The organism is Microbacterium sp. NPDC086615 (genome assembly GCF_040686055.1).
In the GTDB taxonomy this organism is placed as follows: domain Bacteria; phylum Actinomycetota; class Actinomycetes; order Actinomycetales; family Microbacteriaceae; genus Microbacterium.
The window spans coordinates 11,883-38,092 of the sequence record NZ_JBFBJJ010000024.1 but is presented as its reverse complement, the minus strand read 5'-3'; the positions used below and the strand labels follow the sequence as shown (position 1 = coordinate 38,092).

General features: G+C 68.3%; 27 protein-coding genes and 4 tRNA genes. 7 read left to right on the top strand and 24 right to left on the bottom strand.

Annotation, left to right across the window (positions count from 1 at the left end; translation table 11 throughout):
• The first annotated feature begins 241 nt into the window (after positions 1-241).
• The 3 genes from AB0O24_RS17285 to AB0O24_RS17275 all read left to right on the top strand — a co-directional run bounded on the left by AB0O24_RS17285 (position 242) and on the right by AB0O24_RS17275 (position 2,935).
• Positions 242-538, top strand: a complete 297-nt coding sequence (locus tag AB0O24_RS17285; protein ID WP_363376643.1) for a dioxygenase — start codon at positions 242-244, stop codon at positions 536-538.
• Between the two features lie 84 nt (positions 539-622).
• Positions 623-2,158, top strand: a complete 1,536-nt coding sequence (locus tag AB0O24_RS17280) for a DUF349 domain-containing protein (protein WP_363376641.1) — start codon at positions 623-625, stop codon at positions 2,156-2,158.
• A 63-nt stretch (positions 2,159-2,221) separates the two neighbouring features.
• Complete coding sequence (locus AB0O24_RS17275; protein WP_363376639.1) at positions 2,222-2,935, top strand: hypothetical protein; 714 nt, start codon at positions 2,222-2,224, stop codon at positions 2,933-2,935.
• On the opposite strand, the gene AB0O24_RS17270 is transcribed toward AB0O24_RS17275, so the two are convergent.
• The 10 genes from AB0O24_RS17270 to pdxS form a co-directional block, all read right to left on the bottom strand.
• Complete coding sequence (locus tag AB0O24_RS17270; protein WP_275798407.1) at positions 2,914-5,166, bottom strand: bifunctional (p)ppGpp synthetase/guanosine-3',5'-bis(diphosphate) 3'-pyrophosphohydrolase; 2,253 nt, start codon at positions 5,164-5,166, stop codon at positions 2,914-2,916. The two genes, AB0O24_RS17275 and AB0O24_RS17270, sit on opposite strands and share 22 nt — an antisense overlap.
• 64 nt (positions 5,167-5,230) lie before the next feature.
• Positions 5,231-6,217, bottom strand: coding sequence for a protein translocase subunit SecF (gene secF / locus AB0O24_RS17265; protein WP_275798405.1), 987 nt, complete (start codon positions 6,215-6,217; stop codon positions 5,231-5,233).
• A complete protein-coding gene (gene secD / locus AB0O24_RS17260; RefSeq protein ID WP_363376637.1) occupies positions 6,217-7,923 on the bottom strand; it encodes a protein translocase subunit SecD in 1,707 nt (568 codons plus the stop codon). Before secD ends, secF begins: the two co-directional genes overlap by 1 nt.
• 47 nt (positions 7,924-7,970) lie before the next feature.
• On the bottom strand, positions 7,971-8,417 hold the full coding sequence (locus AB0O24_RS17255; RefSeq protein ID WP_275798402.1) for a preprotein translocase subunit YajC: 447 nt from the start codon (positions 8,415-8,417) through the stop codon (positions 7,971-7,973).
• 94 nt (positions 8,418-8,511) lie between these two features.
• Positions 8,512-9,555 carry a Holliday junction branch migration DNA helicase RuvB gene (gene ruvB / locus AB0O24_RS17250; RefSeq protein WP_307386409.1) on the bottom strand — a complete coding sequence of 348 codons (1,044 nt, stop codon included), beginning with the start codon at positions 9,553-9,555 and terminating at the stop codon, positions 8,512-8,514.
• Positions 9,548-10,168 carry a Holliday junction branch migration protein RuvA gene (ruvA, locus tag AB0O24_RS17245; RefSeq protein WP_058614527.1) on the bottom strand — a complete coding sequence of 207 codons (621 nt, stop codon included), beginning with the start codon at positions 10,166-10,168 and terminating at the stop codon, positions 9,548-9,550. Before ruvA ends, ruvB begins: the two co-directional genes overlap by 8 nt.
• Before the next feature lie 9 nt (positions 10,169-10,177).
• Positions 10,178-10,780, bottom strand: coding sequence for a crossover junction endodeoxyribonuclease RuvC (ruvC, locus tag AB0O24_RS17240; protein WP_363376634.1), 603 nt, complete (start codon positions 10,778-10,780; stop codon positions 10,178-10,180).
• 48 nt (positions 10,781-10,828) lie between these two features.
• The gene (locus AB0O24_RS17235) at positions 10,829-11,587 is read right to left on the bottom strand and encodes a YebC/PmpR family DNA-binding transcriptional regulator (RefSeq protein WP_058595691.1); all 759 of its coding nucleotides are present in this window, start codon (positions 11,585-11,587) and stop codon (positions 10,829-10,831) included.
• Between the two features lie 10 nt (positions 11,588-11,597).
• The gene (gene pdxT, locus AB0O24_RS17230) at positions 11,598-12,218 is read right to left on the bottom strand and encodes a pyridoxal 5'-phosphate synthase glutaminase subunit PdxT (protein WP_363376632.1); all 621 of its coding nucleotides are present in this window, start codon (positions 12,216-12,218) and stop codon (positions 11,598-11,600) included.
• The gene (gene pdxS / locus AB0O24_RS17225) at positions 12,208-13,092 is read right to left on the bottom strand and encodes a pyridoxal 5'-phosphate synthase lyase subunit PdxS (protein WP_058595689.1); all 885 of its coding nucleotides are present in this window, start codon (positions 13,090-13,092) and stop codon (positions 12,208-12,210) included. Before pdxS ends, pdxT begins: the two co-directional genes overlap by 11 nt.
• Before the next feature lie 118 nt (positions 13,093-13,210).
• Between pdxS and AB0O24_RS17220 the strand changes: the two genes are divergently transcribed.
• Both AB0O24_RS17220 and pdxY read left to right on the top strand, forming a co-directional pair.
• Positions 13,211-14,551, top strand: coding sequence for an aminotransferase class I/II-fold pyridoxal phosphate-dependent enzyme (locus AB0O24_RS17220; RefSeq protein ID WP_275801231.1), 1,341 nt, complete (start codon positions 13,211-13,213; stop codon positions 14,549-14,551).
• Positions 14,548-15,402 (top strand): pyridoxal kinase PdxY, encoded by an 855-nt coding sequence (gene pdxY / locus AB0O24_RS17215; RefSeq protein WP_275801229.1) that lies wholly within the window; start codon positions 14,548-14,550, stop codon positions 15,400-15,402. Before AB0O24_RS17220 ends, pdxY begins: the two co-directional genes overlap by 4 nt.
• 198 nt (positions 15,403-15,600) lie before the next feature.
• On the opposite strand, the gene AB0O24_RS17210 is transcribed toward pdxY, so the two are convergent.
• Both AB0O24_RS17210 and thrS read right to left on the bottom strand, forming a co-directional pair.
• Entirely contained in the window at positions 15,601-16,125 is a 525-nt protein-coding gene (locus tag AB0O24_RS17210; protein ID WP_275801236.1) for an HIT domain-containing protein, read from the bottom strand.
• A gap of 110 nt (positions 16,126-16,235) precedes the next feature.
• A complete protein-coding gene (gene thrS / locus AB0O24_RS17205; RefSeq protein ID WP_275801227.1) occupies positions 16,236-18,221 on the bottom strand; it encodes a threonine--tRNA ligase in 1,986 nt (661 codons plus the stop codon).
• 82 nt (positions 18,222-18,303) lie between these two features.
• On the opposite strand from thrS, the gene AB0O24_RS17200 reads away from it, so the two are divergent.
• The gene (locus AB0O24_RS17200) at positions 18,304-19,455 is read left to right on the top strand and encodes an SLC13 family permease (RefSeq protein WP_363376630.1); all 1,152 of its coding nucleotides are present in this window, start codon (positions 18,304-18,306) and stop codon (positions 19,453-19,455) included.
• A gap of 3 nt (positions 19,456-19,458) precedes the next feature.
• On the opposite strand, the gene AB0O24_RS17195 is transcribed toward AB0O24_RS17200, so the two are convergent.
• From AB0O24_RS17195 to AB0O24_RS17165, 7 genes are all read right to left on the bottom strand, one after another.
• A complete protein-coding gene (locus AB0O24_RS17195; protein WP_363376628.1) occupies positions 19,459-19,851 on the bottom strand; it encodes a PPOX class F420-dependent oxidoreductase in 393 nt (130 codons plus the stop codon).
• A 39-nt stretch (positions 19,852-19,890) separates the two neighbouring features.
• On the bottom strand, positions 19,891-20,274 hold the full coding sequence (locus tag AB0O24_RS17190; protein ID WP_275801221.1) for an ATP-dependent DNA ligase: 384 nt from the start codon (positions 20,272-20,274) through the stop codon (positions 19,891-19,893).
• A 194-nt stretch (positions 20,275-20,468) separates the two neighbouring features.
• The gene (locus AB0O24_RS17185; RefSeq protein ID WP_275801220.1) at positions 20,469-20,882 is read right to left on the bottom strand and encodes a PPOX class F420-dependent oxidoreductase; all 414 of its coding nucleotides are present in this window, start codon (positions 20,880-20,882) and stop codon (positions 20,469-20,471) included.
• Between the two features lie 65 nt (positions 20,883-20,947).
• Positions 20,948-21,319 (bottom strand): hypothetical protein, encoded by a 372-nt coding sequence (locus tag AB0O24_RS17180; RefSeq protein WP_275801219.1) that lies wholly within the window; start codon positions 21,317-21,319, stop codon positions 20,948-20,950.
• A 99-nt stretch (positions 21,320-21,418) separates the two neighbouring features.
• Positions 21,419-21,490: transfer RNA gene (locus tag AB0O24_RS17175), tRNA-Val, on the bottom strand.
• 27 nt (positions 21,491-21,517) lie between these two features.
• A tRNA-Cys gene (locus tag AB0O24_RS17170) sits at positions 21,518-21,588 on the bottom strand.
• 65 nt (positions 21,589-21,653) lie between these two features.
• Positions 21,654-21,725, bottom strand: a tRNA-Gly gene (locus AB0O24_RS17165).
• A 152-nt stretch (positions 21,726-21,877) separates the two neighbouring features.
• On the opposite strand from AB0O24_RS17165, the gene AB0O24_RS17160 reads away from it, so the two are divergent.
• Positions 21,878-21,953 (top strand) — tRNA-Val (locus AB0O24_RS17160).
• Positions 21,954-22,067: 114 nt separating this feature from the next.
• Here the strand turns inward: AB0O24_RS17160 and AB0O24_RS17155 are convergent.
• From AB0O24_RS17155 to AB0O24_RS17135, 5 genes are all read right to left on the bottom strand, one after another.
• The gene (locus AB0O24_RS17155; RefSeq protein WP_363376626.1) at positions 22,068-22,811 is read right to left on the bottom strand and encodes an ABC transporter permease; all 744 of its coding nucleotides are present in this window, start codon (positions 22,809-22,811) and stop codon (positions 22,068-22,070) included.
• A gap of 7 nt (positions 22,812-22,818) precedes the next feature.
• Positions 22,819-23,583, bottom strand: coding sequence for an ABC transporter permease (locus tag AB0O24_RS17150; RefSeq protein WP_275801217.1), 765 nt, complete (start codon positions 23,581-23,583; stop codon positions 22,819-22,821).
• Positions 23,580-24,317 carry an ATP-binding cassette domain-containing protein gene (locus tag AB0O24_RS17145; RefSeq protein WP_363376623.1) on the bottom strand — a complete coding sequence of 246 codons (738 nt, stop codon included), beginning with the start codon at positions 24,315-24,317 and terminating at the stop codon, positions 23,580-23,582. The genes AB0O24_RS17150 and AB0O24_RS17145 overlap by 4 nt, the downstream gene beginning before the upstream one ends.
• A 75-nt stretch (positions 24,318-24,392) precedes the next feature.
• A complete protein-coding gene (locus AB0O24_RS17140) occupies positions 24,393-25,037 on the bottom strand; it encodes a response regulator transcription factor (protein WP_363376621.1) in 645 nt (214 codons plus the stop codon).
• Positions 25,034-26,086 carry a histidine kinase gene (locus AB0O24_RS17135; protein WP_363376619.1) on the bottom strand — a complete coding sequence of 351 codons (1,053 nt, stop codon included), beginning with the start codon at positions 26,084-26,086 and terminating at the stop codon, positions 25,034-25,036. The genes AB0O24_RS17140 and AB0O24_RS17135 overlap by 4 nt, the downstream gene beginning before the upstream one ends.
• Positions 26,087-26,210: the final 124 nt, after the last annotated feature.

The window sequence follows — 26,210 nt, the reverse complement described above, 5'->3', positions numbered from 1 at the left end:
CTCCGACAAGCCCGCGGCATCAGCATCGAAACCGCCGCACACCACTTCGGCGTATGGCCCATGAAAATCTCCACCATCGAACGCGGCAAACGCCGCGACGACGACTTCACCCACACCTACCGCCAATGGCTCCTCACCACTTGACAACCCATAGGAGCATCACCGGCGTCGCTCTTTTGTCGGCCTCCGCCGGCCCTGCGTAGGATCGGGGGCGGTCGCGCGGCGGCCGGAGGAGGTCGATGTGGCGACGGGCGGGAAAGACCGGCAGAGCCGCGAGCAGCGCGAGCGGGCTCGCGTGTACCAGGCGCGGCAGGAACTGCATCGGCGACAGGGCCAGCGGCGCCGACGTGACAACATCGTCGGGATCGTCGTCGGACTCCTCGTGATCGCGGGCGCCGTCGGCGTCCAAACCGTGTACTTCGTCGCGGGCCCGGGAGCACCGACCCCGGCGCCGAGCGCGACCGACACCCCGTCCGTGCCGACCCCGTCCGATGCCCCTGTCCCCGACCTCGAGCCGACGGGGTCGCCGACACCCTGACCCCTTCATCTCCCGGTCGGGCGTACTAGGCTCGGGATCGTCCTTCTCCCCCAGGCGGCTTCGCCGCGATGAGGTGCTATTTCCGTGACTTCCGCTTCCTCCCCCGACACCGCCGGCTCGCACGACTCGAGCGACGCAGCCGACGAACTGGTACCCGCAGACGAGACGATCGTCTCGCCCGACGAGTCCGCGGCGGCCACTGATCCCGCCGAAGAGACCGCTGCTTCCGCCCCCGAGATCGCGGTGCCCGCGGACGGCCTCGACGGCGACGACGTCGCCGAGACGACCGAAGCGGATGCCGCTGAGGCTCCTGTCGCTGCTCCGGTGGCCCCGTCACCGACTCCCGCGCCGTCACCGCGCCCCGGCCCGCGTCCGGGAGCTCGTGTTGCGGCGCCGAGCGAGCCGTGGGGCCGCGTCGACGACGAAGGCACGGTCTCGGTGCGCGAGGCCGACGGTTGGCGCGTCGTGGGCCAGTACCCCGATGGCACCCCGGCCGAGGCGCTCGCCTACTTCGAGCGCAAGTTCGCCGACCTCGCGAGCGAGGTGACCCTGCTCGAGGTCCGTCACCGCCGCGGCGGCGCCTCGGCGTCCGACCTGCGCACCACCGCGTTGAGCGTCCGTGCGAAGCTCGACGGCGCTGCCGCCGTCGGCGACCTCGCGGCTCTCATCTCGCGGATCGACGCCCTGACCGCCGAGCTCGCGGAGGCGAGCGAGAGCGAGGCCGCTGCGGCCAAGGAGGCCGTCGCGGAGGCGGTGCGCGAGCGCACCGTCATCGTCGAGGAGGCCGAGGCTCTCGCCGCCCGCGACCCGCAGACCGTGCAGTGGAAGCAGAGCACCGCCGAGATGTCGGCGCTCTTCGACCGGTGGCAGGCGCACCAGCAGAACGGTCCCCGCCTGCCGAAGTCCACCGCACAGCAGCTCTGGCGCCGGTTCCGTGACGCTCGCGCGACATTCGACCGTCACCGTCGCGAGTTCTTCTCGGCACTCGATGAGACCCACAAGGCCGCCCGCGACGCCAAGACGCGTCTCGTGGAGCGCGCCGAGGCTCTCGCCCCGCGCGGCGAGGACGGCATCGGGGCCTACCGCGACCTTCTCGACCAGTGGAAGGCCTCCGGGCGCGCTGGTCGCAAGGTCGACGACGCGCTCTGGGCACGCTTCAAGGCCGCGGGCGACGCGCTCTACAGCGCCCGCGGGGAACGCGAGGCCGCCGACGTCGAAGCCTCTCGCGAGAAGATCGAACAGAAGCGCGCACTCCTCGAGCAGGCGGCGCCCATCGTCGACGAGAAGAACCTCGCGACGGCCCGTCAGCGCCTCACCGCCATCCAGCGACAGTGGGACGAGATCGGCCGCGTGTTCCCCCGCGACGTCGAGCGCGGTCTCGACGACGAGCTGCGCAAGATCGAGCAGAGCGTGCGTACGCGCGAGGACGCGGACTGGAAGCGCAACGATCCCGAGCAGAAGGCGCGTGCGAACGACATGACGCGTCAGATCACGGATGCCATCGCGAAGCTCGAGTCCGAGCTGGCCGAGGCGGAGGCACGGGGCGACAAGCGCGCGGCCGCACAGGCGTCCGAGGCGCTCGAAGCGCGCCGTGGCTGGCTGCGCGCCCTCGGCGGCTGATCACTTCTCCACAGATTCCCGCTTCGGTGGGAACGGGCGACACCCTCGCGTCAGACTGACGTGATGGTGTCGCCTTTTCTGTTCTTCCCGGGCGAGCGCCTCTCGCTCGCCGAACTCACGGCGGCGTGCCTCGACGGCGTCCTGGTCGCCATCGGCGAGGGGTACATGCCGGCGGACGCGGCCGAGACGACGTGGATGCGAGCGCGCAGCCTGGGCCCGCTTGCCGGCGAGCGGCTCGCGGCGGTGCGCCTGAGTGCGGCGTGGGTGCACGGTGGCGCGCTGGTCGAGCCGTCCCCGCACCACCTGCAGCGCTCGAGCGGTCGACGCGCGCGCTTGGCGGGTAGCGGCCGAGTGGTCTACCACGACGTCCTGCTCGACCCGGCGGACGTCGTCGACATCGCGGGGGTGGCCGTGTCGACACCGACCCGGACGCTCGCCGATCTCGCGCGCCTGGGACACCACGACGCGGCGGCGCGGTGGGCCTGCTCCGACCCCGTTCTCGCGGAGCAGGCGAGACAGTGGATCCTCGCCCGGCCCCGGGTCCCCTACGGTCGTCGCGCTCTCGATGTCCTCGATGGCGCGGTGCCCCACGACGCTCCCCGCCACGACGCTGCGCTCAACGACGCTGCGCTCAACGACGCTGCGCTCAACGACGCTGCGCTTAACGACGCTCCCCGCCACGACGCTGTGCCTCAGTACGCCAAGCCCCACCACGCCGTGCCCACGACGCGGGCAACGCTAGGGAGCGCTGAGCGTCACGACGAGGTGACGCGGTAGACGTCGTAGACGGCGTCGATGCGTCGCACGGCGTTCAGCACCCGATCGAGGTGGACGGTGTCGCCCATCTCGAAGACGAACTTGCTCAGCGCGAGACGATCGTTCGAGGTCGACACGGTCGCCGACAGGATGTTGACGTGGTGCTCGCTGAGGACGCGGGTGACATCGCTGAGCAGTCCGGAGCGATCGAGGGCTTCGACCTGGATCTGGACGAGGAACAGACTCTTCGTGGTCGGCGCCCACTCGACATCGATGAGCCGGTCGGGATCTTCCTTCAGCGACTTCACGTTCGTGCAATCGCCGCGGTGCACGGAGACGCCGCTCCCGCGCGTGACGAAGCCGACGATGTCGTCACCGGGCACCGGCGTGCAGCACTTCGCGAGCTTGACGAGGATGTCGGGGGCACCGCGGACGAGAACGCCCGAATCGCTGTTGCGCGGAGCGCGACGGCGACCGACCTGTGGCAGGTCGATCGGTCCGGTCGAGGTGTCTTCCTCGCTGACCAGTGCGGTGACCTTCTCGATCACCGACTGCGTCGAGACGTGGCCTTCTCCGACCGCCGCGTAGAGCGCTGAGACGTCCTCGTAGTGGAACTGTCGCGCGACCTCGGTGAACGAGTCCTGGCTCATCAGACGCTGCAATGGCAGGTTCTGCCGGCGCATCGCGCGGGCGATGGAGTCCTTCCCCTGCTCGATCGCCTCTTCACGACGCTCCTTCGTGAACCACCCGCGGATCTTGTTGCGCGCGCGGGTGCTCTTGACGAACCCGAGCCAGTCCTGACTCGGACCCGCGTCGGGGTTCTTCGACGTGAAGACCTCGACGACATCGCCGCTCTGGAGGGCCGTCTCGAGCGGCACCAGACGACCGTTGACCTTCGCACCCATCGTGCGGTGCCCGATCTCCGTGTGCACCGCGTACGCGAAGTCGACCGGCGTGGCCCCCGCGGGCAGCCCGATGACCCGGCCCTTCGGAGTGAAGACGTAGACCTCTTTTGCGCCGATCTCGAAGCGCAGCGAGTCGAGGAACTCCCCCGGGTCGGCGGTTTCCGCCTGCCAGTCGGAGATGTGCGCGATCCACGCCATGTCGGCGTCGACGGCCTTGGCATCCGCCTTTCCACCCGCCATGCGCTCTTTGTACTTCCAGTGCGCAGCGACGCCGAACTCGGCCTGCTGGTGCATCTCGTGCGTGCGGATCTGGATCTCGACCGTGCGTCCGCCGGGGCCGATCACCGTCGTGTGCAGCGACTGATAGAGGTTGAACTTCGGTGTCGCGATGTAGTCCTTGAACCGCCCCGGAAGCGGGGTCCACCGTGCGTGGATCGCGCCCAGCACCGCGTAGCAGTCGCGCACCGTGCCGACGAGGATCCGGATGCCGATGAGGTCGTAGATGTCGTCGAACTCGCGACCCCGCACGACCATCTTCTGATAAACGGAGTACAGCTGCTTCGGTCGGCCCATGACGCGACCGCGCACGCGGAGCTCGCGGAGATCGGCGTCGACCGCGTCGATCACGTTCTGCACGTACTGCTCGCGCTGCGGCGTGCGCTGCTTCACCAGGCTCTCGATCTCGGCGTAGAGCTTCGGGTGCATCACGGCGAACGAGAGGTCTTCGAGTTCGCTCTTGATGGCCTGGATGCCGAGACGGTGCGCGAGCGGCGCGTAGATCTCGAGGGTCTCGGTGGCCTTCTTCGCGGCCTTGTGCGGCGGGACGAAGCCCCATGTACGCGCGTTGTGGAGGCGGTCGGCCAGCTTGATGAGGAGCACGCGGATGTCTTTCGACATCGCGACGATCATCTTGCGGACGGTCTCGGCCTGGGCGCTGTCGCCGTACTTGACCTTGTCGAGCTTGGTGACGCCGTCGACGAGCATGGCGACCTCGTCGCCGAAGTCGGCTGCCAACTCGTCGAGCGGATATCCGGTGTCTTCCACGGTGTCGTGGAGCAGCGCGGCCGCGATCGCCTTCGGTCCGAGGCCGAGTTCGGCGAGGATCTGCGCCACGGCCAGAGGGTGCGTGATGTAGGGCTCGCCGCTCTGGCGCTTCTGCCCGTCGTGCGCCTTGTCGGCGACCGCATAAGCGCGTTCGATAATTCCGAGATCGCCCTTGGGGTGGTGCGTGCGGACCGTGCGCAGGAGCTTGTCGACGTCGTCGCGACGCGCGGCGCGCGAGAAGATGCGCGGCACGAGCCGTCGAAGCGAGGACGGCGGCGGAGCGGAGGCCGTGGTCTCGGTCATCGGTGCCCTCCCCGTCGTGACGTCAGTCGATCAATCCTACGCCCGGCGGAGCGGGCCCCCGCCGTCAGGCGGGGACACCCGCCTTCTCGCGCGCGGACCGCACGCGAGCGTCGCGCTGGGCGATCACCGGCTCGCGCTCGCGCAGGAGGGCGTAGAGCGGAACGGCGACGAAAAGCGTCGAGTACGCGGCGACGAGGGTTCCCACGAAGATCGACAGGGAGATGTCGCTCAACGTGCGGGCACCCAGCGGCACACCGATGAAGAGGATCGCGCCGATCGGCAGGACGGCGACGACCGTGGTGTTGATCGATCGGATGAGGGTCTGGTTGGCGGCGAGGTTGACGGACTCCGCGAAGGTGCGCCCGGAGATCTCGCCGTCTTCCCTCGTGTTCTCCCTGACCTTGTCGAACACGACCGTCGTGTCGTACAGGGCGTACGACAGGATCGTGAGGAATCCGATGACGGCCGCCGGCGAGATCTCGAATCCGAAGAGCGCGTAGATCCCGATCGTGATGACGAGCACGTCGACGAGGCCGATGATGGCCGCGACCGACATCTTCCACGTGCGGAAGTACAGCGCCAGGATGAGGAACGTCAGGGCGAGGAAGATCGCGAGACCCCACAACGACTGTCTCGTGACGTCCGCACCCCAGGTCGCTCCGATGAAGGAGTTGGTGACCTCCGAGGTCGGCACCTTGTACGCGTTGGCGAGAGCGGCCGACACGGCCTGCGTCTCGTCGTTGCTCATCTGATCGGTCTGCACGCGGACGGCTGAGTCGCTGATCACGGTGACGCGGGTCGTCGCTCCCGGGACGACCGAGGTCACGGCCTGCGTCGCGAGCGACTGGTCGAACGTCGACGGATTCGACACCGTGAACTGCGAGCCACCGGTGAACTCGATCGAGAACTGGATGGGCCGCACCAGGGGCACGAGCGCCGCACCGATCACGAGGAGCGCGGCGATGAGGAACCAGATCCGGCGACGCTGGACGAAGGGGAAGGAGGTCTTCCCCGAGTAGAGGTCGTTACCGAGCTGCGTCATGGAGCGCATCAGTCGTCTCCCTCCTTCGTGGAGCGGCTATCGCCGCGGGCGGCGGCGAGCTCGGCCTGCTTGCGTTCCGCGATCGTCTGGCGGCGCTGCGCCTCGCCGCGCGAGCGCTTGGTGCGGCCGCTGTCGGCGATGGGTGCCCGGAACTGCGCGCGACCGCGATACACGGCACCGAGGGCTTCGGGATCCATGCCGGACAGCGGGTGACCCGAGCCGAAGAACCGTGTGCGGGCGAGCAACTGCATCACCGGGTGGGTGAAGAGGATGAAGATCACGATGTCGATCGCGGTCGTGAGCCCGAGGGTGAAGGCGAAGCCCTTCACCGTGGCATCCGCGAGGATGTAGAGCACGACGGCGGCGAGGATGTTGATCGACTTCGAGATGTAGATCGTGCGCTTGGCGCGGGACCACCCGTCCTCGACCGCGGCCGTGATCGACTTGCCGTCGCGCAGCTCGTCTCGTATTCGCTCGAAGTAGACGATGAACGAGTCCGCGGTGAAGCCGATCGTGATGATGAGGCCCGCCACACCGGCGAGCGACAGGCGGAAGCCCATGCGCCATGCCAGGATGCAGAGCATCACATAGGTGAGCACGGCCATCACGCCGAGCGACGCGATGATCACCGTGCCCAGTGCGCGGTACACGATCAGCGAATAGAGAGCGACGAGCGCGAGACCGATCAGACCCGCGATGAAGCCGACCTGCAGCTGTTGGGATCCGAGCGTCGCCGAGACGGTGTCGGAGCTCACGACGTTGAAGCTCAGCGGCAGCGCACCGTACTTCAGCTGATCGGCCAGTGCCTTCGAGGACTCCTGCGTGAAGCTGCCCGTGATGCTGGGGCGGCCGTCGAGGATGATGCCGTTCATCGACGGGGCCGACAGCACGGATCCGTCGAGGACGAACGCGAACTGGTTGAACGGGGGCTGCTTGCCGTACAGGCGCTGGCTGATCTTGCCGAACTTCTCGGTGCCCTGGTCGTTGAAGACGAGGTTCACGGCCCAGCGGCCGGTGTTCTGCTCCTGACCGTTCGTGGCATCCGCGATGTCGTCTCCGTCGATCTCGACGGGACCGAGGATGTACTTCGTGCCGTCCTGCAGGCCGCACGTGATCATCGGCTGATCCGCGGGGGCCTCGGCGGGGTTGCTCGGCGGGTTCGCGCAGTCGTACGCGAGGAACTGCGCCTGCAGCGCCGGGGTGATGTACGCCGGGTCGCTGCCGTCCGTCGGGGACGCGGTCGGCGTCGCGGGCAGGTTCGGGTCCGGTGTCGGATACGGCGTCGTGTTGCCGTCGTCGCCGACGAACGTCGTGGCGGGCGAGCCGGTGAACAGCACGGGGCGCAGTTGCAGCTGCGCGGAGCTCTGGATCCGCTGACGCGTCGCCTCGTCCGCCTCGCCGGGGATCTGCACGACGATCTTGTCGCTTCCCTCGGTGGCGATGTCGGTCTCCCCGACACCCGAGGCATCGACGCGCTGGCGGATGATCGACACCGCCTGCTGAAGCTGCTCGGAGTCCGGGGCGGCGCCATCCGTGGTCTGCGCCTGCAGGATGATCTGCGTTCCGCCCTGCAGGTCGAGGGCGAGGTCAGGGGTCCAGGAGCTCGCCTTGAAGGCGTACACGCCCAGGGCGTTGAGGCCGAACAGCACCGCCGTGATGGCGAGGAGACCGGTCAGAACGCGCCAGGCATGGCGGACGGGAGGAGAGGACGCCACGGAGTCGGCTTTCTATGCGGCGGAACGGAAAACGAACGGTCGAGGTGTCAGGCCTGCGGACGGTCCTTGTCGGTGCGGTCGGCGTCGGCCTCGGCAGCCTGACGTGCGGCGCGGTGGTCGTCGCTGATCGAGGTGATGTCGCCGTCGGCGACGCCCGCGACGTACTCGGCCTCGGTCTCTTCCGCCTCGATGAACTCGTCTTCGGTGACCGTGCCCGACGCCGGGTCGACGATGCGGAGGACGGCCTGGCTGTGAACCTTGATGACGACACCGGGAGCGATCTCGACCTGCGCCGGCTTGTCGAGGTCTTCGCCGTCGTACTCGACGATGGTGCCGTACAGCCCGCCCTGGAGCAGAACCTCGGCTCCGGGGACCGTTTGTCGTGCCTTCTCTTCGAGCTCGAGCTTCTGCTTCTTCACGCGACGCCGGGAGCTCACGAACATGAAAACGATCAGACCGGCGAAGACGACGACGAGAAGAAGACTGGAGTCCATGGAGGCGGTGCACCTTTCGAGTCAGGCGCGCCGTGCGGCACTGCCTAGCGTAAGTCAAGCGGGGGTCGGGGAATCCCCCGCCGAGTATAGGTCATCACCCCTGGCTGAACCGGAGCAGGCCGTCGGGGTGGGGAGCGCCGAGGTGGTCGTAGGCCTCGGGGGTGGCGACGCGACCGCGCGGCGTGCGACCCATGAAACCGATCCGAACGAGGTAGGGCTCCACCACCGATTCGATGGTCTCGGGCTCTTCGCCCACCGCGACGGCGAGGGTGCTGAGGCCGACGGGACCGCCGCGGAAGCGACGGACGAGCGCATCGAGAACAGCGCGGTCGAGGCGGTCGAGACCGATGGCATCCACGTCGTAGAGATCGAGAGCGGCGCCGACGGTGCGCACGTCGGCATCTCCGTCGTCCGTGCCGGCCGAGGGCCCGTGGACGACGAGATAGTCGCGCACGCGCCGCAGCAGGCGGTTCGCGATGCGCGGCGTCCCTCGCGAGCGTCGGGCGATCTCGGATCGCGCCGTGCCGGGGAGCCCGACGTCGAGCATGGATGCCGATCGCGAGACGACCTGCTCCAGCTCCTCGGGCTCGTAGTACTCGAGGTGCGCCGTGAAGCCGAAGCGGTCGCGCAGCGGATTGGGCAGGAGTCCCGCGCGAGTCGTCGCCCCGACGAGGGTGAACGGCGAGAGATCGAGGGGGATGCTCGTGGCCCCGGCCCCCTTGCCGACCATGATGTCGATGCGGAAGTCCTCCATCGCGAGGTAGAGCATCTCTTCAGCCGACCGCGCCATGCGGTGGATCTCGTCGATGAACAGCACCTCGCCCGGGGTGAGCGATGAGAGCAACGCGGCGAGATCCCCCGCGTGCTGGATCGCCGGACCGCTCGAGAGGCGAAGGGGTCGACCGCTCTCGTGCGCGACGATCATCGCCAGCGTGGTCTTCCCGAGCCCCGGCGGGCCCGAGAGCAGGATGTGGTCGGGCGAGCGTTGCTGGATGCGCGCCGCGTCGAGCAACAGCTGGAGCTGCCCGCGCACCTTCTGCTGCCCGACGAACTCGGCGAGTGAGGTCGGGCGCAGCGCCCCCTCGATCGCGAGCTCTGTCTCGTCGTCGGGGGTTCCGGCATCGCGGACGTCAGCCACCCACGGTCTCCTTGCGCGCGGGTCCGAGGAGCGCGAGCGTGAGGCGCAGGAGCGCCTGCACCGACGAGCGGTCGCTCTCGGAGGCGCCCTCGGCGACGGATGCCACGGCCTCGGCGGCCGTGCGCTCGGTCCAGCCGAGACCCACGAGGGCCTGAGTGACCTGCAGGGGCACCTGCCCGTGCGCGGCGACGGCTGCGGGGGCGGCCGCGGGGACGACGGCGAGCTTGCCGGCGAGCTGGACCACGATCAGCTTCGCGGTCTTCGGTCCGATGCCCGAGACGCGTCGGAAGGGGGCATCGTCGTCGTCGGCAACTGCCTGCGCGATCTGCGGAACCGTCAGCGACGACAGCACGCCGAGGGCCGACTTCGGGCCGACGCCGGTGACGCTGATGAGCTGCGTGAAGACCGTGAGCTCTTCCCGGCTCTCGAAGCCGTACAGCGAGAGGGCGTCTTCGCGCACGATCAGGTTCGTGTGCACATGGACGTCGTCTCCGACATGCACGGTGCGCGCGTACTGCGAGGTGACGGCCACCGAGAAGCCCACGCCGCCCACCACGATGACGAGGGAGTCGTCGGCGACGTGGGCCGCCGTGCCGTGGAGCGAAGAGATCATGCCTTCAGCTTACGCATCGCTTCGTACATGTGTTCGAGCGACACGAGGCTGTGGAGAACGCCGCTTCTCGGCATCCCGCCATGCCCGCTGGGCCGGCGTGAGCGTCGTCTCCCCCGTCGCGGCGATCGGTCCCCCGCGCCACGCATGGCAGAGAGCGATCGCGAGGGCGTCCGCCGCGTCCGCGGGCTGCGGCAGCGCGTCGAGGCGGAGGACGCGCGCGACCATCGTCTGCACCTGCAGCTTGTCGGCCGAGCCGTAACCGGTGATCGCCGCCTTGACCTCGCTCGGCGTGTGGGTGGCGGCCGGGATGCCGTGCTCCGCTGCGAGCAGGAGGGCGATACCGCTGGCCTGGGCGGTGCCCATCACCGAGTGGCGGTTGTTCTGCGCGAAGACGCGCTCGACGGCGACCACGTGCGGGTCGTGCGCGGAGAGGATCTCGCGGATGCCGGCGGCGATCGTCGCGAGACGCTTTTCGATCGGATCCGTCGTCGACGACCTCACGACCCCGACGTGCACGAGTGAGGCCGTCCGGTTCGGCGACACGTCCACGACGCCGATCCCGCAGCGGGTCAGGCCGGGATCGATACCGAGGACGCGGAGGGAACGAGACACGGCCCCCACGCTAAGCGCAGGGGCCGTGCTCGAGGTCAGGGCGCGCCCTTACTCGTCGTTCTCGAGTTCGGCCTGCACCTCGGGGGTGAGGTCGAAGTTCGTGTAGACGTTCTGCACGTCGTCGCTGTCTTCGAGCGCGTCGATCAGGCGGAACACCTTGCGGGCGGTGTCGGCGTCGACCTCGATCTTCAGCGACGGGACGAACTCGACGTCGGCCGAGTCGTACTCGATGCCGGCTTCCTGCAGAGCGGAACGCACCGTCACGAGGTCGCTCGCCTCGGTGATGATGCCGAAGCCGTCACCGTGCGGCTCGATCTCCTCGGCACCGGCCTCGAGGGTCGCGAGCATGACGTCGTCTTCGGTCGTGCCCTCGCTCGGCACGACGATGACGCCCTTGCGGCTGAAGTTGTACGCGACGCTGCCCGGGTCGGCCAGCGTGCCGCCGTTGCGGCTGAGCGCCGTGCGCACCTCGGCTGCCGCGCGGTTCTTGTTGTCGGTCAGACACTCGATGAGGAACGCGACGCCGTTGGGGCCGTAGCCCTCGTACATGATCGAGGTGTACTCGACGGCCTCGCCGCCGATTCCCGCACCGCGCTTGATCGCGCGGTCGATGTTGTCTTTGGGGACCGAGGTCTTCTTGGCCTTCAGGACGGCGTCGAAGAGGGTCGGGTTGCCCTGCAGGTCGGCGCCGCCGAGCTTGGCCGCGACCTCGATGTTCTTGATGAGCTTGGCCCACGACTTGGCGCGGCGGGCATCGACGACCGCCTTCTTGTGCTTGGTCGTGGCCCATTTGGAGTGTCCGGACATAGGTTCCAGTCTAGAACGCGGGTGCGGCCGCGCCGCGTCGCCCGCGGACGTGCTTGAGGAAGCGCTCGTGGAAGCGCGTCTCGCCGGTGGATTCGGGATGGAACGCCGTGCCCAGCAGTCGCCCCTGCTCGACCGCCACGACCCGTCCATCGGGAAGGGATGCCAGGGGCTCGGCATCCGGACCCCACTCGACGACCGCGGGGGCCCGGATGAACACGGCATGAACCGGCGGGTCGCCCAGGGCGGGCACCGCGAGGTCGGTCTCGAACGACTGCGTCTGGGAGCCGAAGGCGTTGCGCTGTACCCGGACGTCCAGGCCGCCGAACGTCTGCTGGCCCGTGATCGCACCGTCGATGCGGTCGGCGAGCAGGATGAGTCCGGCGCACGTGCCGTACATCGGCATCCCGTCCTCGATCGCCGCGCGGATCGGGTCGAAGAGGCCGAAGGCGCGCGCGAGCTTGTCGATCACGCTCGACTCGCCGCCGGGGAGGACGAGGCCCTCCACGGCGGCGAGCTCCTCGGGTCGACGCACGGGTCGCGCGTCGGCACCGAGGGCCGTCAGCACGGCGAGGTGCTCGCGCACATCGCCCTGCAGGGCGAGGACGCCGACGCGGGGGCTGTTACCAGCCACGCTCGGCCAGGCGGTGCGGAGCGGGGAGGTCGGCGACGTTGATGCCGACCATCGCCTCGCCGAGTCCGCGCGAGGCCTCGGCCACGATCTTGGGGTCGTCGTGGAAGGTGGTCGCCTTGACGATCGCGGCGGCGCGCTCGGCGGGATTGCCCGACTTGAAGATGCCCGAGCCCACGAACACGCCGTCGGCGCCGAGCTGCATCATCATGGCCGCGTCGGCGGGGGTGGCCACTCCCCCGGCGGTGAACAGGACGACGGGCAGCTTCCCGGTCTCGGCGATCTCGGCGACGAGCTCGTACGGGGCCTGCAGCTCCTTGGCTGCGACGTACAGCTCGTCCTTCGTCTTGGCGCGGAGCGCGTTGATCTCGCCCGTGATCGTGCGGATGTGCTTGGTCGCCTCGGAGACGTCGCCGGTGCCGGCCTCGCCCTTCGACCGGATCATGGCGGCGCCCTCGGTGATGCGGCGCAGCGCCTCGCCGAGGCCCGTCGCTCCGCAGACGAACGGCACGGTGAAGTTCCACTTGTCGATGTGGTTCACGTAGTCGGCGGGCGAGAGCACCTCGGACTCGTCGATGTAGTCGACACCGAGTTCCTGCAGGATCTGCGCCTCGACGAAGTGGCCGATGCGGGCCTTCGCCATGACCGGGATCGACACCGACGCGATGATGTCGTCGATCAGGTCGGGGTCGCTCATGCGTGCCACACCGCCCTGCGCGCGGATGTCGGCGGGCACGCGCTCGAGCGCCATGACCGCGACGGCGCCGGCGTCTTCGGCGATGCGGGCCTGCTCGGCGGTGACGACGTCCATGATGACGCCGCCCTTGAGCATCTCGGCGAGGCCGCGCTTGACGCGTGAGGTTCCGGTGTCGGTCATATCCACTCCGTTCCGCGCTCGGGGCGCGATGTGCGGCGCGTCGAGTCGCGCTTCTTTTGGCTTAGGCCAAAACGTAGCATGTCTCAGGCCATAGGGTGGTTCATGACCGAGGGGGCACATGACCATCGACATCACCGGCCGGTCGGCATCCGAGATCGCCACGGATCTGCGTGAGCGCATCGAACGCGGAGAACTCGCGCCGGGAACGCTCCTGCCGTCTGTCCGGACCGTCGCGGCCGACCTCGGCGTCAACCGCAACACCGTCGTCGCGGCTTATCGGCAGCTCTCGCAGGCGGGCCTCGTCGAAGCGCGCGGGCGCGGGGGCACGCGCGTAGCCGACCGCACGACCGTCGCACAGGAGGGTTACGCGCCGGACACGGTGCTGCGCGACGTCGGGACAGGCAACCCCGACCCGGCGCTCATCCCCGATCCCACGAACGCCCTCGTCCGCTCGACCCGCCCCGTGCTGTACGGCGAGCCTGTCATCGACCCGGGGCTCGAGGCCTGGGCGCGTGACTGGATGGCGGACCAGCTCCCCCATGACGATCTGCGCATCACGGTCACCAGCGGCGCGAGCGATGCGATCGAGCGGCTCCTCGCGCAGGCGCTGCAGCGAGACGATGCGGTGGCGCTCGAAGACCCGTGCTTCCTCTCCGCGCTGCACACGGTGCGGACGGGAGGATATCGCGCGATCCCGGTGGAGGTGGATGCCGACGGTATGACCGTCGAGGGACTCCGCGCCGCGCTCGACGCCGGCGTGAGAGCCGTGATCGTGACGCCTCGCGCCCACAACCCGACCGGCGCGAGTCTCAGCGCCGAGCGCGCGGCGGCCCTCCGCGACGTGCTGGCCGCGCACCCGTACGTCCTCGTGATCGAGGACGATCATTTTTCGCTCCTCTCCCGCGCCCCGCTCCACTCCGTCATCGGGTCGGGGCAGCGCCGGTGGGCGCGCATCCGCTCGATGTCGAAGTTCCTGGGGCCGGACACGTGCCTCGCGGTGACGGCATCCGATCCCGACACCGCCGACGGACTCGCCGTGCGGCTCACGCCCGGGACGACATGGGTGAGCCACATCCTCCAGCGCATGACGCACGCGCTCGTCACCGACGACGGCGTCCGCGCCGACATCGAGCGCGCCGCAGTCCACTACGCCGACCGCAACGCGGCGTTCGCCGCCGCGCTGACCGAACGTGGACTGCCGGTCGCCCCGGGCGACGGACTCAACCTCTGGGTGCCCCTCCCCGTTCCCGCGGCCACGGTGCGCGACGACCTCATGCGCCGAGGCTGGCTCGTTCGTGAGGGGGATCCGTTCTTCCTCTCCTCCGGTCCGTCCGGGTCGTTCCTGCGGCTGACGGTGCACGACCTCGACGACACCGCGGCCCGGACACTGGCCGATGACATCGCCGCCGCTGCGGGAACGCGTCGACCGCCCGCTCGAGGTGGAAGGATCGAGGCATGAAGGTTCTCTCGATCCAGTCCGCCGTCGCGTACGGGCATGTCGGCAACTCCGCCGCGGTGTTCCCCCTCCAGCGCATCGGCGTCGAGGTTCTCCCCGTCTACACGGTCAACTTCTCGAACCACACCGGGTACGGGGCATGGCGCGGTCCGCTGATCTCCCCCGACGACGTCGCCGCGGTGATCACGGGCATCGAGGAGCGCGGCGTCTTCCCCGAGATCGACGTCGTCCTCTCGGGGTACCAGGGTGGCGAGGGCATCGCCGACGTGATCATCGACACCGTCGCGCGGGTGAAGAAGGCGAATCCGGATGCCGTCTACGCCTGCGACCCGGTCATGGGCAACGCCAAGTCGGGATGCTTCGTGGCCCCCGCGATCCCCGAGCTCCTGCGTGAGCGCGTCGTCCCCGTCGCGGACATCCTCACCCCGAACCAGTTCGAGCTCGGTTTCCTCACCGGCACCGAACCGGGGAGCATCGACTCGACCCTCGCCTCGGCTGATGCGCTGCGCGCTCGCGGGCCGCGAACGATCCTCGTGACGAGCGTCGAGCGTCCGGACCGCGAGGCCGACACGATCGAGATGATGGTCGTCGACGACAATGGCGCCTGGATCGTGCAGACGCCGCTCATCCCGATGAAGGCCAACGGGTCCGGCGACGTGACCGCAGCGCTGTTCACGGCGCACTACCGTCGCAGCGGCGGCGACGCGGCCGACGCGCTGGCCCGCACGGCATCCAGCGTCTTCGATCTGCTGACGAACACGTACGAGTCGGGTTCGCGCGAACTGCGTCTCATCGAGTCGCAGGAGGCCTACGCCCACCCGCGCCTGCAGTTCTCGGTCCGCCAGGTGCGCTGAGGTTCCGCGTTGGCCGCCGGGATTCGTTTGCCGAAGATCGTCGGTGCTGCGCGACGCTCGTGACCATCCGAGGCAAACAGGCGGGCGGGCGTCGTTTCGTTTGACGCAGATGGACGAGGTGAGCGCCGGTAAGCGCGCATCAGCGGCAAACGACGTCAGCAGGTGCCCGCGGGCGTGTGCGGCAGTGCCAGGGTGCGCTCAGTCGGCCCAGGCGTCCGCGACCGTGCGGCGCACGTCGCCGAGGAGCTGCGGCAGGGCTTTCGTCTTGGCGATGATCGGGAAGAAGTTCGCGTCCGAGGCCCACCGGGGCACGATGTGCTGGTGCAGGTGCGCGTCGACACCGGCCCCCGCGATCGCGCCCTGGTTCATGCCGAGGTTGAAGCCGTCGCACCGCGACACCGCGCGCAGAACGCGCATCCCGCGCTGAGTCAGCGCGCCGATCTCGGCCACCTCTTCGTCGGTCGCCTGGTCGTACGTGGCGATGTGACGGTACGGGCACACCAGCAGGTGACCCGAGTTGTACGGGAAGAGGTTGAGCAGTACGTAGGCGGTCTTCCCGCGCGCGACGATCAGGCCGTCCTCGTCGGACTTGCCGGGCGCCGCGCAGAAGGGGCAGTTCTGCTCCATCGGCTCGCGACCAGCCGAGATGTACGCCATGCGGTGCGGGGTCCACAGTCGCTGGAACTCGTCCGGCACTCCCGGAAGCGTCGCGGCGTCGACCAGCTCGGCGTCGGTGGTCGCGGGTCCGGATGCGGTGACGGCAGGCTGCTCCCTGGCGGGCGTGGCGCCGGACGAGGGCGACGAGCCCGCCGCCACGGCATCCGGATCGCTCGTCACGCGAGATCCTCCGCGGTGTTCACGAGCGTGCGAGCCGCGATGGCGCCGGTGATGCGCGCGACGGCCTCGTCGACCGGGATGCCATTGAGCTGCGTCCCATCACGGAACCGGAACGAGACCGTGCCGTTCGAGCGGTCCTGCTCGCCGGCGATCAGCATGAGCGGCACCTTCTGCGTGGTGTGCGTGCGGATCTTCTTCTGCATGCGGTCGTCGCTGTGATCGGCCTCGGCGCGCACGCCCTTGGTCTTGAGGTCGGCGACGATGCTCTGCAGGTAGTCGCCGTACTCGGCGGCCACCGGAACGGCCACGACCTGCACGGGTGCGAGCCACACGGGGAATGCGCCGGCGTAGTGCTCGAGCAGGATCGCGAAGAAGCGCTCGACCGAGCCGAAGAGGGCGCGGTGGATCATGACGGGACGGTGCTTCTCGCCGTCGGGACCGGTGTACTCGAGCTCGAATCGTTCGGGCTGGTTGAAGTCGAGCTGGATCGTCGACATCTGCCAGGTGCGGCCGATGGCGTCGCGCGCCTGCACCGAGATCTTCGGGCCGTAGAACGCCGCCCCGCCCGGGTCGGGCACGAGCTCGAGGCCCGACGCCTCGGCGACTTCGCGCAACGTCTCGGTGGCCTCGACCCAGAGGGAGTCGTCGCCGATGAACTTCGGGTTGCCCTCCTCCTTGGTCGACAGCTCGAGGTAGAAGTCGTTCAGGCCGTAGTCGCGCAAGGTCTGCAGCACGAAGTCGAGGCTGTGGGTGAGCTCGCCCTTCACCTGTTCGGCGGTCACGTAGATGTGCGTGTCGTCCTGGGTCATGCCGCGCACACGGGTGAGGCCCGACAGCGTGCCGCTCTTCTCGTAGCGGTACACCGACCCGAACTCGCTCAGGCGCAGGGGCAGCTCGCGGTAGCTGCGTCCGCGCGAGCGGAAGATCAGGTTGTGGAAGGGGCAGTTCATGGGCTTCAGGTAGTACTCCTGGCCCTCGCGCGACACGTGCCCGTCAGCATCCACCACCTCGTCGAGCACCATCGGCGGGTACATGCCGTCGGCGTACCACTGCAGGTGCCCGCTCGTCATGAACAGGTCGCCCTTGGTGATGTGCGGGGTGTTGACGACCTCGTACCCGCTGGCGAGCAGGCGCTCGCGCATGTAGCGTTCGATCTCGTAGCGGATGATGCCGCCCTTGGGGTGGAACACCGAGAGTCCCGGACCGATCTCGTCGGGGAACGAGAAGAGGTCGAGCTCCTTGCCGAGCTTGCGGTGGTCGCGCTTCGCGGCCTCCTCGAGGCGGTGCTGATACGCACGCAGCTCGTCCTTCGTGGGCCACGCGGTGCCGTAGATGCGCTGCAGCTGCGGGTTCTTCTCGCTGCCGCGCCAGTAGGCGCCGGCGATGCGGGTGAGGTCCCACCCGTTGCCGATGAGGCGCGTGCCGGGCACATGGGGTCCGCGGCAGAGGTCTTTCCACGCGGTCTCGCCGTCGCGGGTGACGTTGTCGTAGATCGTCAGCTCGCCGGCGCCGACCTCGACGTTCGCGCCCTCCGCGGCCTCGGCGGAGCCGCCCTTGAGTCCGATGAGCTCGAGCTTGAACGGCTCGTCGACGAGCTCCGCACGGGCCTCGTCGTCGGTGACCACGCGGCGGACGAACCGCTGGTTCTCGCGGACGATCCGCTCCATCTCCTTCTTGATGACCTTGAGGTCTTCCGGGGTGAAGGGCTCGTCGACCTGGAAGTCGTAGTAGAAGCCATCGGTGACGGGCGGGCCGATCCCCAGGTTCGCCTGCGGCTTGACGCGCTGCACCGCCTGCGCGAGCACGTGCGCCGTCGAGTGCCGCAGGATCGACAGACCGTCGGCGCTGTCGATCGTGACGGGCTCCACCTCGTCGTCGGCCGTGACGGTCGTGGCGAGGTCTTTCAGCTCGCCGTTGACGCGCAGGGCGACAACCGATCGGTCGGGGAAGAGGGCGAAGCCATCGGCGGGAAAATCAGTCACAGCACATCTCCTGAAAGGGTCTGTTCCAGGCTACCGGGCGGGCGTGACCTCGATGGCACCCGGCGTGCCTCATAGTGGAGCGGTGACTTTGGCCATCATCGGCGGCGTGCTCTGGATCCTCGGGATCATCGCGCTGCTCACCGGCGTCTTCCCCGCGGATGACGCCCTCGCCGTCGCCGACCGCGTCTGGCCGATCCTGCTGTTCGTCGTCGCCGTCACGATCGTGGCGGAGCTGGCATCCAAAGCCGGACTCTTCGACGTCGTGGCCGCCCGCCTGGCCCGTGTCGCGCGCGGTCGCACGGTGTGGCTGTGGGTGCTCGTCGTGGCGCTCGCGACGGTCGCCACGGCGTTCCTCTCGCTCGACACGACAGCGGTGCTGCTGACGCCGGTCGTGGTCTCGATGGCCGTGGCGCGCAAGCTCGACCCGCTCCCCTTCGCCTTCGTGACCGTCGTGCTCGCGAACACCGCCTCGCTCGTGCTCCCGGTGTCGAACCTCACCAACCTGTTGGCATCCGAAGCCCTCGGGGGTGGACACGACCCGGTCGCCTTCCTCGCTCTGCTCGGGCCGTCGGCGCTGATCGCGATCGCCGTCTCGGTCTCGGTGCTGACGCTGGTGTTCCTCCGCCGTCTCCCGAAGACCTACCCGGATGCCGTCTCCCCCACTGTCTCCGATCCGATCCTCCTGCGCGTCTCGGCCGTGGTGACGGTCGCCCTGCTTCCGCTGCTGGTGGTCGGCCTGGAACCGTGGATGCCGGCGGTCGGCGCCGCGGTCGTCCTCCTGGCGGCGTTCGCGTGGCGCGCGCCGGCGGGGCTAGGGATTCGTCTCGTACCGTGGTCGCTGCTGGTGTTCGCCGGCGGCCTGTTCCTCGCCGTGGGTGCACTGGAAGCCCTCGGCATTGGTCGAGTCACCTCGGTGCTGGCCGGGACGGGCGACGACCTCGTCTCGCTCTGGCAGGTCGCCGGCGTGGGCGCTCTGGCAGCGAACGGGATCAACAACCTTCCCGCCTACCTTGCGCTCGAATCGGTCGCGGGCTCCCCCGCGCGCCTTGCAGCGCTGCTCATCGGTGTGAATGCGGGGCCGATCATGACGCCGTGGGCGTCTCTCGCGACCCTCCTCTGGCACGATCGTCTGGTCGCGGCCGGCGTCGAGGTGAAGTGGGGGCGCTTCATCGTGTTCGGCGCGGTGATCGCCCCGCTCATCCTCGTGCTGGGGGTGCTCCCTCTCGCGCTGTGAGGCTCAGTCCTCGTAGGTGCGAGACCACGCCTTACGCGGTTCGATGAACCACACGGCGAGGCCCTCCCGCATTCCGTAGGGGCGTCCCTCGTACAGATGCGAGATGCGGTCGACGTACGGCAGAGCCTCGTCACCCTCCAATCGCTCGACGGCCTCCCCGCGGACGAACGCCATCGAGTACGGGTTGTCGGCGCCGGTCACCGAGATCGCCACGCGCGGATCGCGGCGCAGGTTCCGGTCCTTCAGGGCGTCGATCTCGGTGAAGAACATCAGCCGCTCGCCGTCCACGCCCACCCAGAGCGGGGTCGAGTGCGGGGAACCGTCGCGCATGAGTGTCGCGAGGTGCGCGACGGCGGTCGTCTCGAAGAAGGGCTTGGCCTCGGTCCAGTCGCTCATGAGAGCGACAACCCGCGCCGCGGGAGTCGATATTCCCGGTCAGGAGTGCGCATCCGAGGCCATCGGTTCGTTCGGTACCTCGCGGAAGACCATCTCCTCCCGCTGCATGCTCTCTCGCGGTGTGAACTCCTCGGGCTCCGGGATGACGTAGAGTCCACGACCCGAGTTGGCGTTGTACGTCAGAGCGTGCAGCCACGGTGCGCTCAACTGCGGGGTGCGACTGCCGTGGTACTTGAACACCAGCGAGACGTTCGGGTGGATGTACACGGTCGTGCGCCCGCCTCCGGTGCTGATGTCGTCCTTCCAGGTGAACGGGAAGCTCTCTCCCCGTCGGACCTTGGCCATGATGACCGCCTGCAGGTGCGCCAGGAGCCGGTCCTCGAACTCCATCTTCGTGGTGCCGTCGTAGATGAACTTGCCCATGCACAACCTCGTCGCCGGCACCTCGTCGCACCGCGCATCTTCCGGCGAGAAGAAGGGGGACGCGGATGCCGGGGGTGCCAGCCGCTTTCCAGCAACCTTTCGCGACTCGGCGAGAACAGCAAACCCCCTTGCGCGAGACTGCGGTTCGGGTACACCCTGCGGCGTGTGGCGGCCCGCGACGTCCCGACGGAGCGTCAGTCTCCGCGACTGATGCGGAGGATCACCCGGTCGCCCGGACGTCGCTGGATCTTGCGCACCAGCGCCTCGAATCCGAGGATCGCGCGGTACTGCAGACCGTACTTCCGACGCAGTGCCGAGTCCGCGCGCGGGTCATCGGTCGCGGGGCCGGCGACTCGTCCGTGCGCCGCGACGGTGATGGCATCCGGTTCGACCGATCCCATGCGGCTGCACGGGCGCACGGTGACGCGCGGGTCGTTGCGGAGGCGCTTGACCTTGCCGGTGTTGCGTTCGCTCGTGACGACGAGTTCGTCACCGTCACGAGCGATCCAGACGGGGACGGCGACCTCGGCGCCGTTGCGACGGAAGGTTCCGAGCGAGACGAACGGCGACGCGGCGATCTCACGCCAGTGCGTGTCGGGAACGGTCATGCGAACACGCTAGCCGCCGTGGCGGGCCGGCGTGGGGGACTTGCGGCGCACGGGCTCGATACGGATCAGCCGTGCGTTCCGCTCTGGCGGTCCCACTCGAGCGACTTCCACTGGAGGAACGAACAGAGGTTGCCGGCGATCACGAGCTCGGCCGCGAGCGAAGCAATGTCGTGGATCGAGAGCGTGAGATCTTCGGGGCGCCCCGTGAGCGTCGCTTCCCACACGGGGTCGTCGTAGCCGCGCGGCTGCATGTAGATCGACGCCTTCGCATTGCGCAGGCTCATCACGACGAGCCCGGTGTCTTGACCGTCGGCGTCTTCTTGCTGGGCGACTCGAAGGGCCCCCGCCACGATGTGGCCCTGATTTTTGAACTCCTGCACCCACTCTTCGAGCTGCTCACGCGATCGACGCGGGGGCGAATCCTGAAGCTCCTCCATAGAAGACAGGATGCCATGACCCGCCGACATCGCCGCTGTCGCGCGAGCGACAGCAGCGGGAACGAGAAAACCCCCGGCGGAACCGGGGGTTTCATTCGGTGCGCGATACTGGGATCGAACCAGTGACCTCTTCCGTGTCAGGGAAGCGCGCTACCGCTGCGCCAATCGCGCCTATACAGGCTGTTCAGTTATGAAGCGAGGTGGCGACGGGATTCGAACCCGTGTAAACGGCTTTGCAGGCCGGTGCCTAGCCGCTCGGCCACGCCACCGTGTGTGGTTCGACCCACGTGTCGTGATCTCTCGTCGGTTTCCCTGACGAAGATCCCTTCACTCGAGCGGATGACGAGATTCGAACTCGCGACCCTCACCTTGGCAAGGTGATGCGCTACCACTGCGCTACATCCGCATTTCGTTTTCGGGGCTTGCCCCGAGCACTCGTAAGACATTACCCGATCTGGGCACGGGTGCAAAACCAGGCGCGCCCCGGGTGTGTCTCGACGGCGTGGTTCGGAGCACGTCGTGGCATCCGGTACGATCGATGAGTCCCGTTCGGGATGCGGGCGATTGGCGCAGTTGGTAGCGCGCTTCCTTCACACGGAAGAGGTCATCAGTTCGAGTCTGGTATCGCCCACCACTGGAGGCCCGGAATCACGCGGAACGCGGAGATTTCGGGCCTTCTTCGTCGGCGAGATCGACCTCGTGCGTGTGCACTCGGCCCCGCCCGGGTGGTGGGCTGCTGGCGCGGGTCTCAGCCCGTGGTGTCGCGCCTACGGAAGACGAGCCACGACGCGATGCAGAGCAACGCTGCCCAGGCTGCCATGACGACTGCCCCGGGTATCGGGTCGAGGAGTCCGACTCCCGGGTAGCCGGTGAGGAGCTGCAGTCCGGCGAGATCGGGCAGAAATCTCAACGCCGGAACGGGGCCCAGCCAAGAGATCGTCAGCCCGAGAACCAGAGGCACGAGTACGACGAGCGTCACGATGAACGTGCGGGCCAGGACGGTGACGGCTGCGGCGATGAGCCCGATCAGCGCATAGTTCACGGCAACGCCGACCAGGTTCCACCCCATGCCCGCCGTGAACTCACTGACGGAAAGACCGTGTTCACCGAGTGCCGCGTGTTCGAGGAGCACGGCAGCGCTCGTGGCGACGATGCCGACAGCCACCGCCGCTGCCGCGGTCACGATGAACTTCGCCGCGAGCACACGCCCCCGCCGGGGTGTGGCCGTCAGAGTGGTGGCGAGCTGTGCGTCGATGTACTCGGTTCCGGCCACGAGAGCTGCGAGCAGAATGATCAGCGGCTGTCCGAACCCGGCGGTCTCGAACCCGTGAGACTCGATGGGGAACGACGCCGTTGTTGGCGCTTCGCCGTCGAAGGCGAGCGCAGAGGCGAACGCGAGGACAGGGGGGACGAGGAGCGCGGCAGCGATCGTGCCTTGAATGCTTCGAAGAGTGAGCGCCTTGGTCCATTCGGCGCGGAGCGTGTGGATCACCTGTGCCTCACAGGTCTCGGCGCACGAACGAGACCGCTGCTGCGGTGAGCAGCACCGTTGCCCATCCGGCTTGGACGATGCCGCCCAAGGGCGGGTCGAGGTATGTGCCGGTCGCGGGGTTCGAGGAAAGAGCGGCACCCGCGGCAACGGGGAGATACTTCGCGCCGGCCCAGAACACGGTGAGGAAGTCACCGACCCCGATGACGAGCGGGACGACGAGGATGAGCGGCAGGATGACAGTGCGGGCGAGCACGCCGACGGCGAAGGCCGTCAGCGCGGTGAGCGTCCATGCGACGGTGACGCCGCCGAGGTTCGCCCAGATCGCCGGGTTCAACGTCCACGGATCGACACCGGTCTCTCCCACGAGGTGCGTGATCACCAGAGTGCCCCACATGGTCGAGAAGGCGATCGCCGCGACCGTGATCGCGAGCAGCAGCGTCTTCGTTGCGAACACGCGCAACCGCTGTGGGGTGGCCAGCAGCGTCGTGCGAATCTGTTGATTGCCGCCGTACTCGCTTCCGGCCCACAGCGCGGAGAGGACGACGACGAGGACATACCCGAACCCGGCCATCTCGAACCCCTGGAACGCGAGAGGGATCGGTTCGGAAGAGAAGAGGCGTGGGTCATCGGACGCCACCCCGACGGCGGTCGCCGCGTTGGCCCAGGCCATCGGCCAGCTGCCGAGGACGGCTGCGGCCCCGAGAATCCACGTTGCGCGGCCGGTGCGAAGTTTGGTGGCTTCGGAACGCACGAGGGGTAGGAGACCGTTCATGCCGTCGCCCCGTCCACGTCTCCGGCCCGGTAGTCGGTGTGCTTGTCCGTGAGCTCGAAGAACGCGTCTTCCAGGGTGCGGTGCGTGCCGATGACCTCTGCTGTGCTGCCCGTTGCGAGAACGCGGCCGCGAGCGATGATCACGACATCGTCGGCGGTGTCCTGCATCTCGCTCATCAGGTGACTCGACACCAACACAGCCTTGCCATCGTCGGCGAGGAGGCGCAGAAAGCGCCTTGTCCAACGGATGCCGTCGGGATCGAGTCCGTTTGTGGGCTCGTCCAGCACGAGCACGTCAGGGTCGCCGAGGAGGGCTGTGGCGATGCCGAGGCGTCGCCCCATGCCGAGCGAGAATTCGCGGATTCGCATTTTCGCGGCGTCCCGCAGTCCGGTGAGTTCCAGTACCTCGTCCACTCGTCGGGTGGGGATGGCGTTCGACTGCGCCACCCAGGTCAGGTGCGCCTTCGCGGTGCGGCCCGTGTTCGCGCCGGGGCCGTCGAGCATCGCTCCCACCGTCCACAACGGACGTTCCAGCGATCGATACGGCCGACCATCGATCAGCGCGGTGCCGCTGGTCGCACGATCCAATCCGAGCAAGACCCGCAGCGTCGAGCTCTTCCCCGCGCCGTTGGGTCCGAGACAGCCGGTGACCCGCCCCGGAAGAGCGGTGAAACTGACATCGTCGACCACGGTGCGTGAGCCGTGACGCTTGACCAGGTGACTGACTTCGATCATGCCTCCCAGCCAACTGGGCCGGCGTGCCGGCGTCAGTCTGCGAGAGTTGACAATCGCGGGCTTCGGGTCGCCGGATCACGTGGATGCCGGGGTCACAATGCCGTTCTCGTAAGCGATGACGACGAGCCCCGCCCGGTCTCGGGCCTGGAGTTTCGTCAGAATCCGGCTCACGTAGGTGCGCACGGTCGTCACGGTGACGAACAGGTCATCCGCGATCTCGGCGTTCGATCTGCCCTGCCCGATGAGAGCCAGCGTTTCGCGCTCCCGCGCCGTGAGGTGGCCGAGTCGGTGGTCCTCGCGCACGGGGGCGAAACGTCTGATCAACCGCTTCGTCACCTCCGGGGCGAGCAGCGCATTGCCCTCGTGTGTCACGCGTACTGCGTGCAGCACCTCGCCGGGCGGACTGTTCTTCAGCAGGAACCCAGAGGCTCCGGCCCGGAGTGCCTCGTACACGTACTCATCGAGATCGAACATCGTCAGCACGATCACCCGCGGCCCGTCGGGCTTCCCGGTGAGGACGCGGGTCGCTTCCAGCCCGCTCATCCGCGGCATCTGCACGTCCATCAAGACGACATCCGGATGCAGACTTGCCGCACGCTCGACCGCGTCCGTGCCGTCTGTAGCCTCGCCAACCACCTCCATGCCGGCCTCGCTGTCGACCAGCATTCGAAGCGATGAGCGGATCGACGGTTCATCGTCCGCGATGAGCACCCTGATCACATTCGTCCTTGCGGTCTGCTCGGAGTTCTCACCAGCGGAATGGTCGCCGACACCGTGAAGCCCGACGTCGAGGAGGCGAAGTCCACCGTCCCACCCAGGAGCTCGATTCTCTCGCGCATACCCGCCAAACCGTGACCGGGCTGGAACGTGCGCGGAGCGCCTTGCCCATCATCCTGAATCCCCACCGTCACCGACTCCGAGGACACGTGAAGCCTCACGATGGCGAGGGACGCCGCCGCGTGCCGGATGACGTTCGTCATCGCTTCTTGGACAACTCTGAGCACCGTCGTACGTACATCGGACGGAAGCCCATCGATCGTTTCGTCGGAGTCGATACGGACGGAGATACCGGCCCGCTCAGCGGACATCGCAAGACGTGCGAGCGCTGTCGACAGGGGACTCGACGCGACATTCTCCGCCTCGGTGCCGGTTCGCTCCCGATGCAGGAGGCCTTTCAACTGAAACAGAGAGGCTCTCGCATCACCCTCGATCCCCCGCAGCACCTCACGCAGTTGCTCGGTGCCGAGAGTGCCCACATGGGCGGCGACTCCCGCTTGCACCCCGATCGTTCCGAGGGAGTGAGACAGCACATCGTGTACGTCGCGCGCCACGCGAAGACGCTCCTCGGCGCGCGACCGAGCCGTCGCTTCCTCCCTGACCTCTCGTGTCCGCACGCCGAGCACCCACGCGACGCACAACACGACAGCGCTCAACACCATCCCGCGGAAACGATCCTCGACGCCCTCCGTACCGAGGAACGCCGAGGTGAGCACCACGAGGACGACGCCGGCGAACATCCACCACGGGAACCTGCGTCCTCCGCGCTTCTCCGCCAGTCGGAACACCGCGAATCCCGTCAACATGAACGGATCGGCAGTGACGTGGAGGGTCCATCCGCATGCTGTCGCGGCAGCCGTCACGACCACTCCGAGGAACGGCAGGCGCGAACCGGCCATCACACCGACCACCGCCGTAGCGCCCAAAGCGAGCTGAGTCCATCGTGCGGCGAGATCCTCCGGCGTGACCGTCAACCAGAGTCCCAGGAACACGGTGAGTCCGAGGATCAGGCCCGTCAGAAGGCCCCTCCGCAACCGAGTGCCGGAAAACCCGCGCGAGCGTGAACCGCGGCGATGACGACTCCCACCCACCGACCCCGCTCCTCTCCATCGGCGT

Coding starts and splice junctions, on each gene's coding strand:
- pdxY (WP_275801229.1), top strand. CDS start 14,548: ATGAAGGTTCTCTCGATCCAGTCCGCCGTCGCGTACGGGCATGTCGGC.
- AB0O24_RS17255 (WP_275798402.1), bottom strand. CDS start 8,417: ATGGACTCCAGTCTTCTTCTCGTCGTCGTCTTCGCCGGTCTGATCGTT.
- AB0O24_RS17185 (WP_275801220.1), bottom strand. CDS start 20,882: ATGACCGTTCCCGACACGCACTGGCGTGAGATCGCCGCGTCGCCGTTC.
- AB0O24_RS17220 (WP_275801231.1), top strand. CDS start 13,211: ATGACCATCGACATCACCGGCCGGTCGGCATCCGAGATCGCCACGGAT.
- AB0O24_RS17195 (WP_363376628.1), bottom strand. CDS start 19,851: ATGAGCGACTGGACCGAGGCCAAGCCCTTCTTCGAGACGACCGCCGTC.
- AB0O24_RS17270 (WP_275798407.1), bottom strand. CDS start 5,166: ATGACCGAGACCACGGCCTCCGCTCCGCCGCCGTCCTCGCTTCGACGG.
- secF (WP_275798405.1), bottom strand. CDS start 6,217: ATGCGCTCCATGACGCAGCTCGGTAACGACCTCTACTCGGGGAAGACC.
- AB0O24_RS17180 (WP_275801219.1), bottom strand. CDS start 21,319: ATGGAGGAGCTTCAGGATTCGCCCCCGCGTCGATCGCGTGAGCAGCTC.
- AB0O24_RS17235 (WP_058595691.1), bottom strand. CDS start 11,587: ATGTCCGGACACTCCAAATGGGCCACGACCAAGCACAAGAAGGCGGTC.
- AB0O24_RS17145 (WP_363376623.1), bottom strand. CDS start 24,317: ATGATCGAAGTCAGTCACCTGGTCAAGCGTCACGGCTCACGCACCGTG.
- AB0O24_RS17190 (WP_275801221.1), bottom strand. CDS start 20,274: ATGGGCAAGTTCATCTACGACGGCACCACGAAGATGGAGTTCGAGGAC.
- AB0O24_RS17275 (WP_363376639.1), top strand. CDS start 2,222: ATGGTGTCGCCTTTTCTGTTCTTCCCGGGCGAGCGCCTCTCGCTCGCC.
- ruvA (WP_058614527.1), bottom strand. CDS start 10,168: ATGATCTCTTCGCTCCACGGCACGGCGGCCCACGTCGCCGACGACTCC.
- pdxS (WP_058595689.1), bottom strand. CDS start 13,092: ATGACCGACACCGGAACCTCACGCGTCAAGCGCGGCCTCGCCGAGATG.
- AB0O24_RS17150 (WP_275801217.1), bottom strand. CDS start 23,583: ATGAACGGTCTCCTACCCCTCGTGCGTTCCGAAGCCACCAAACTTCGC.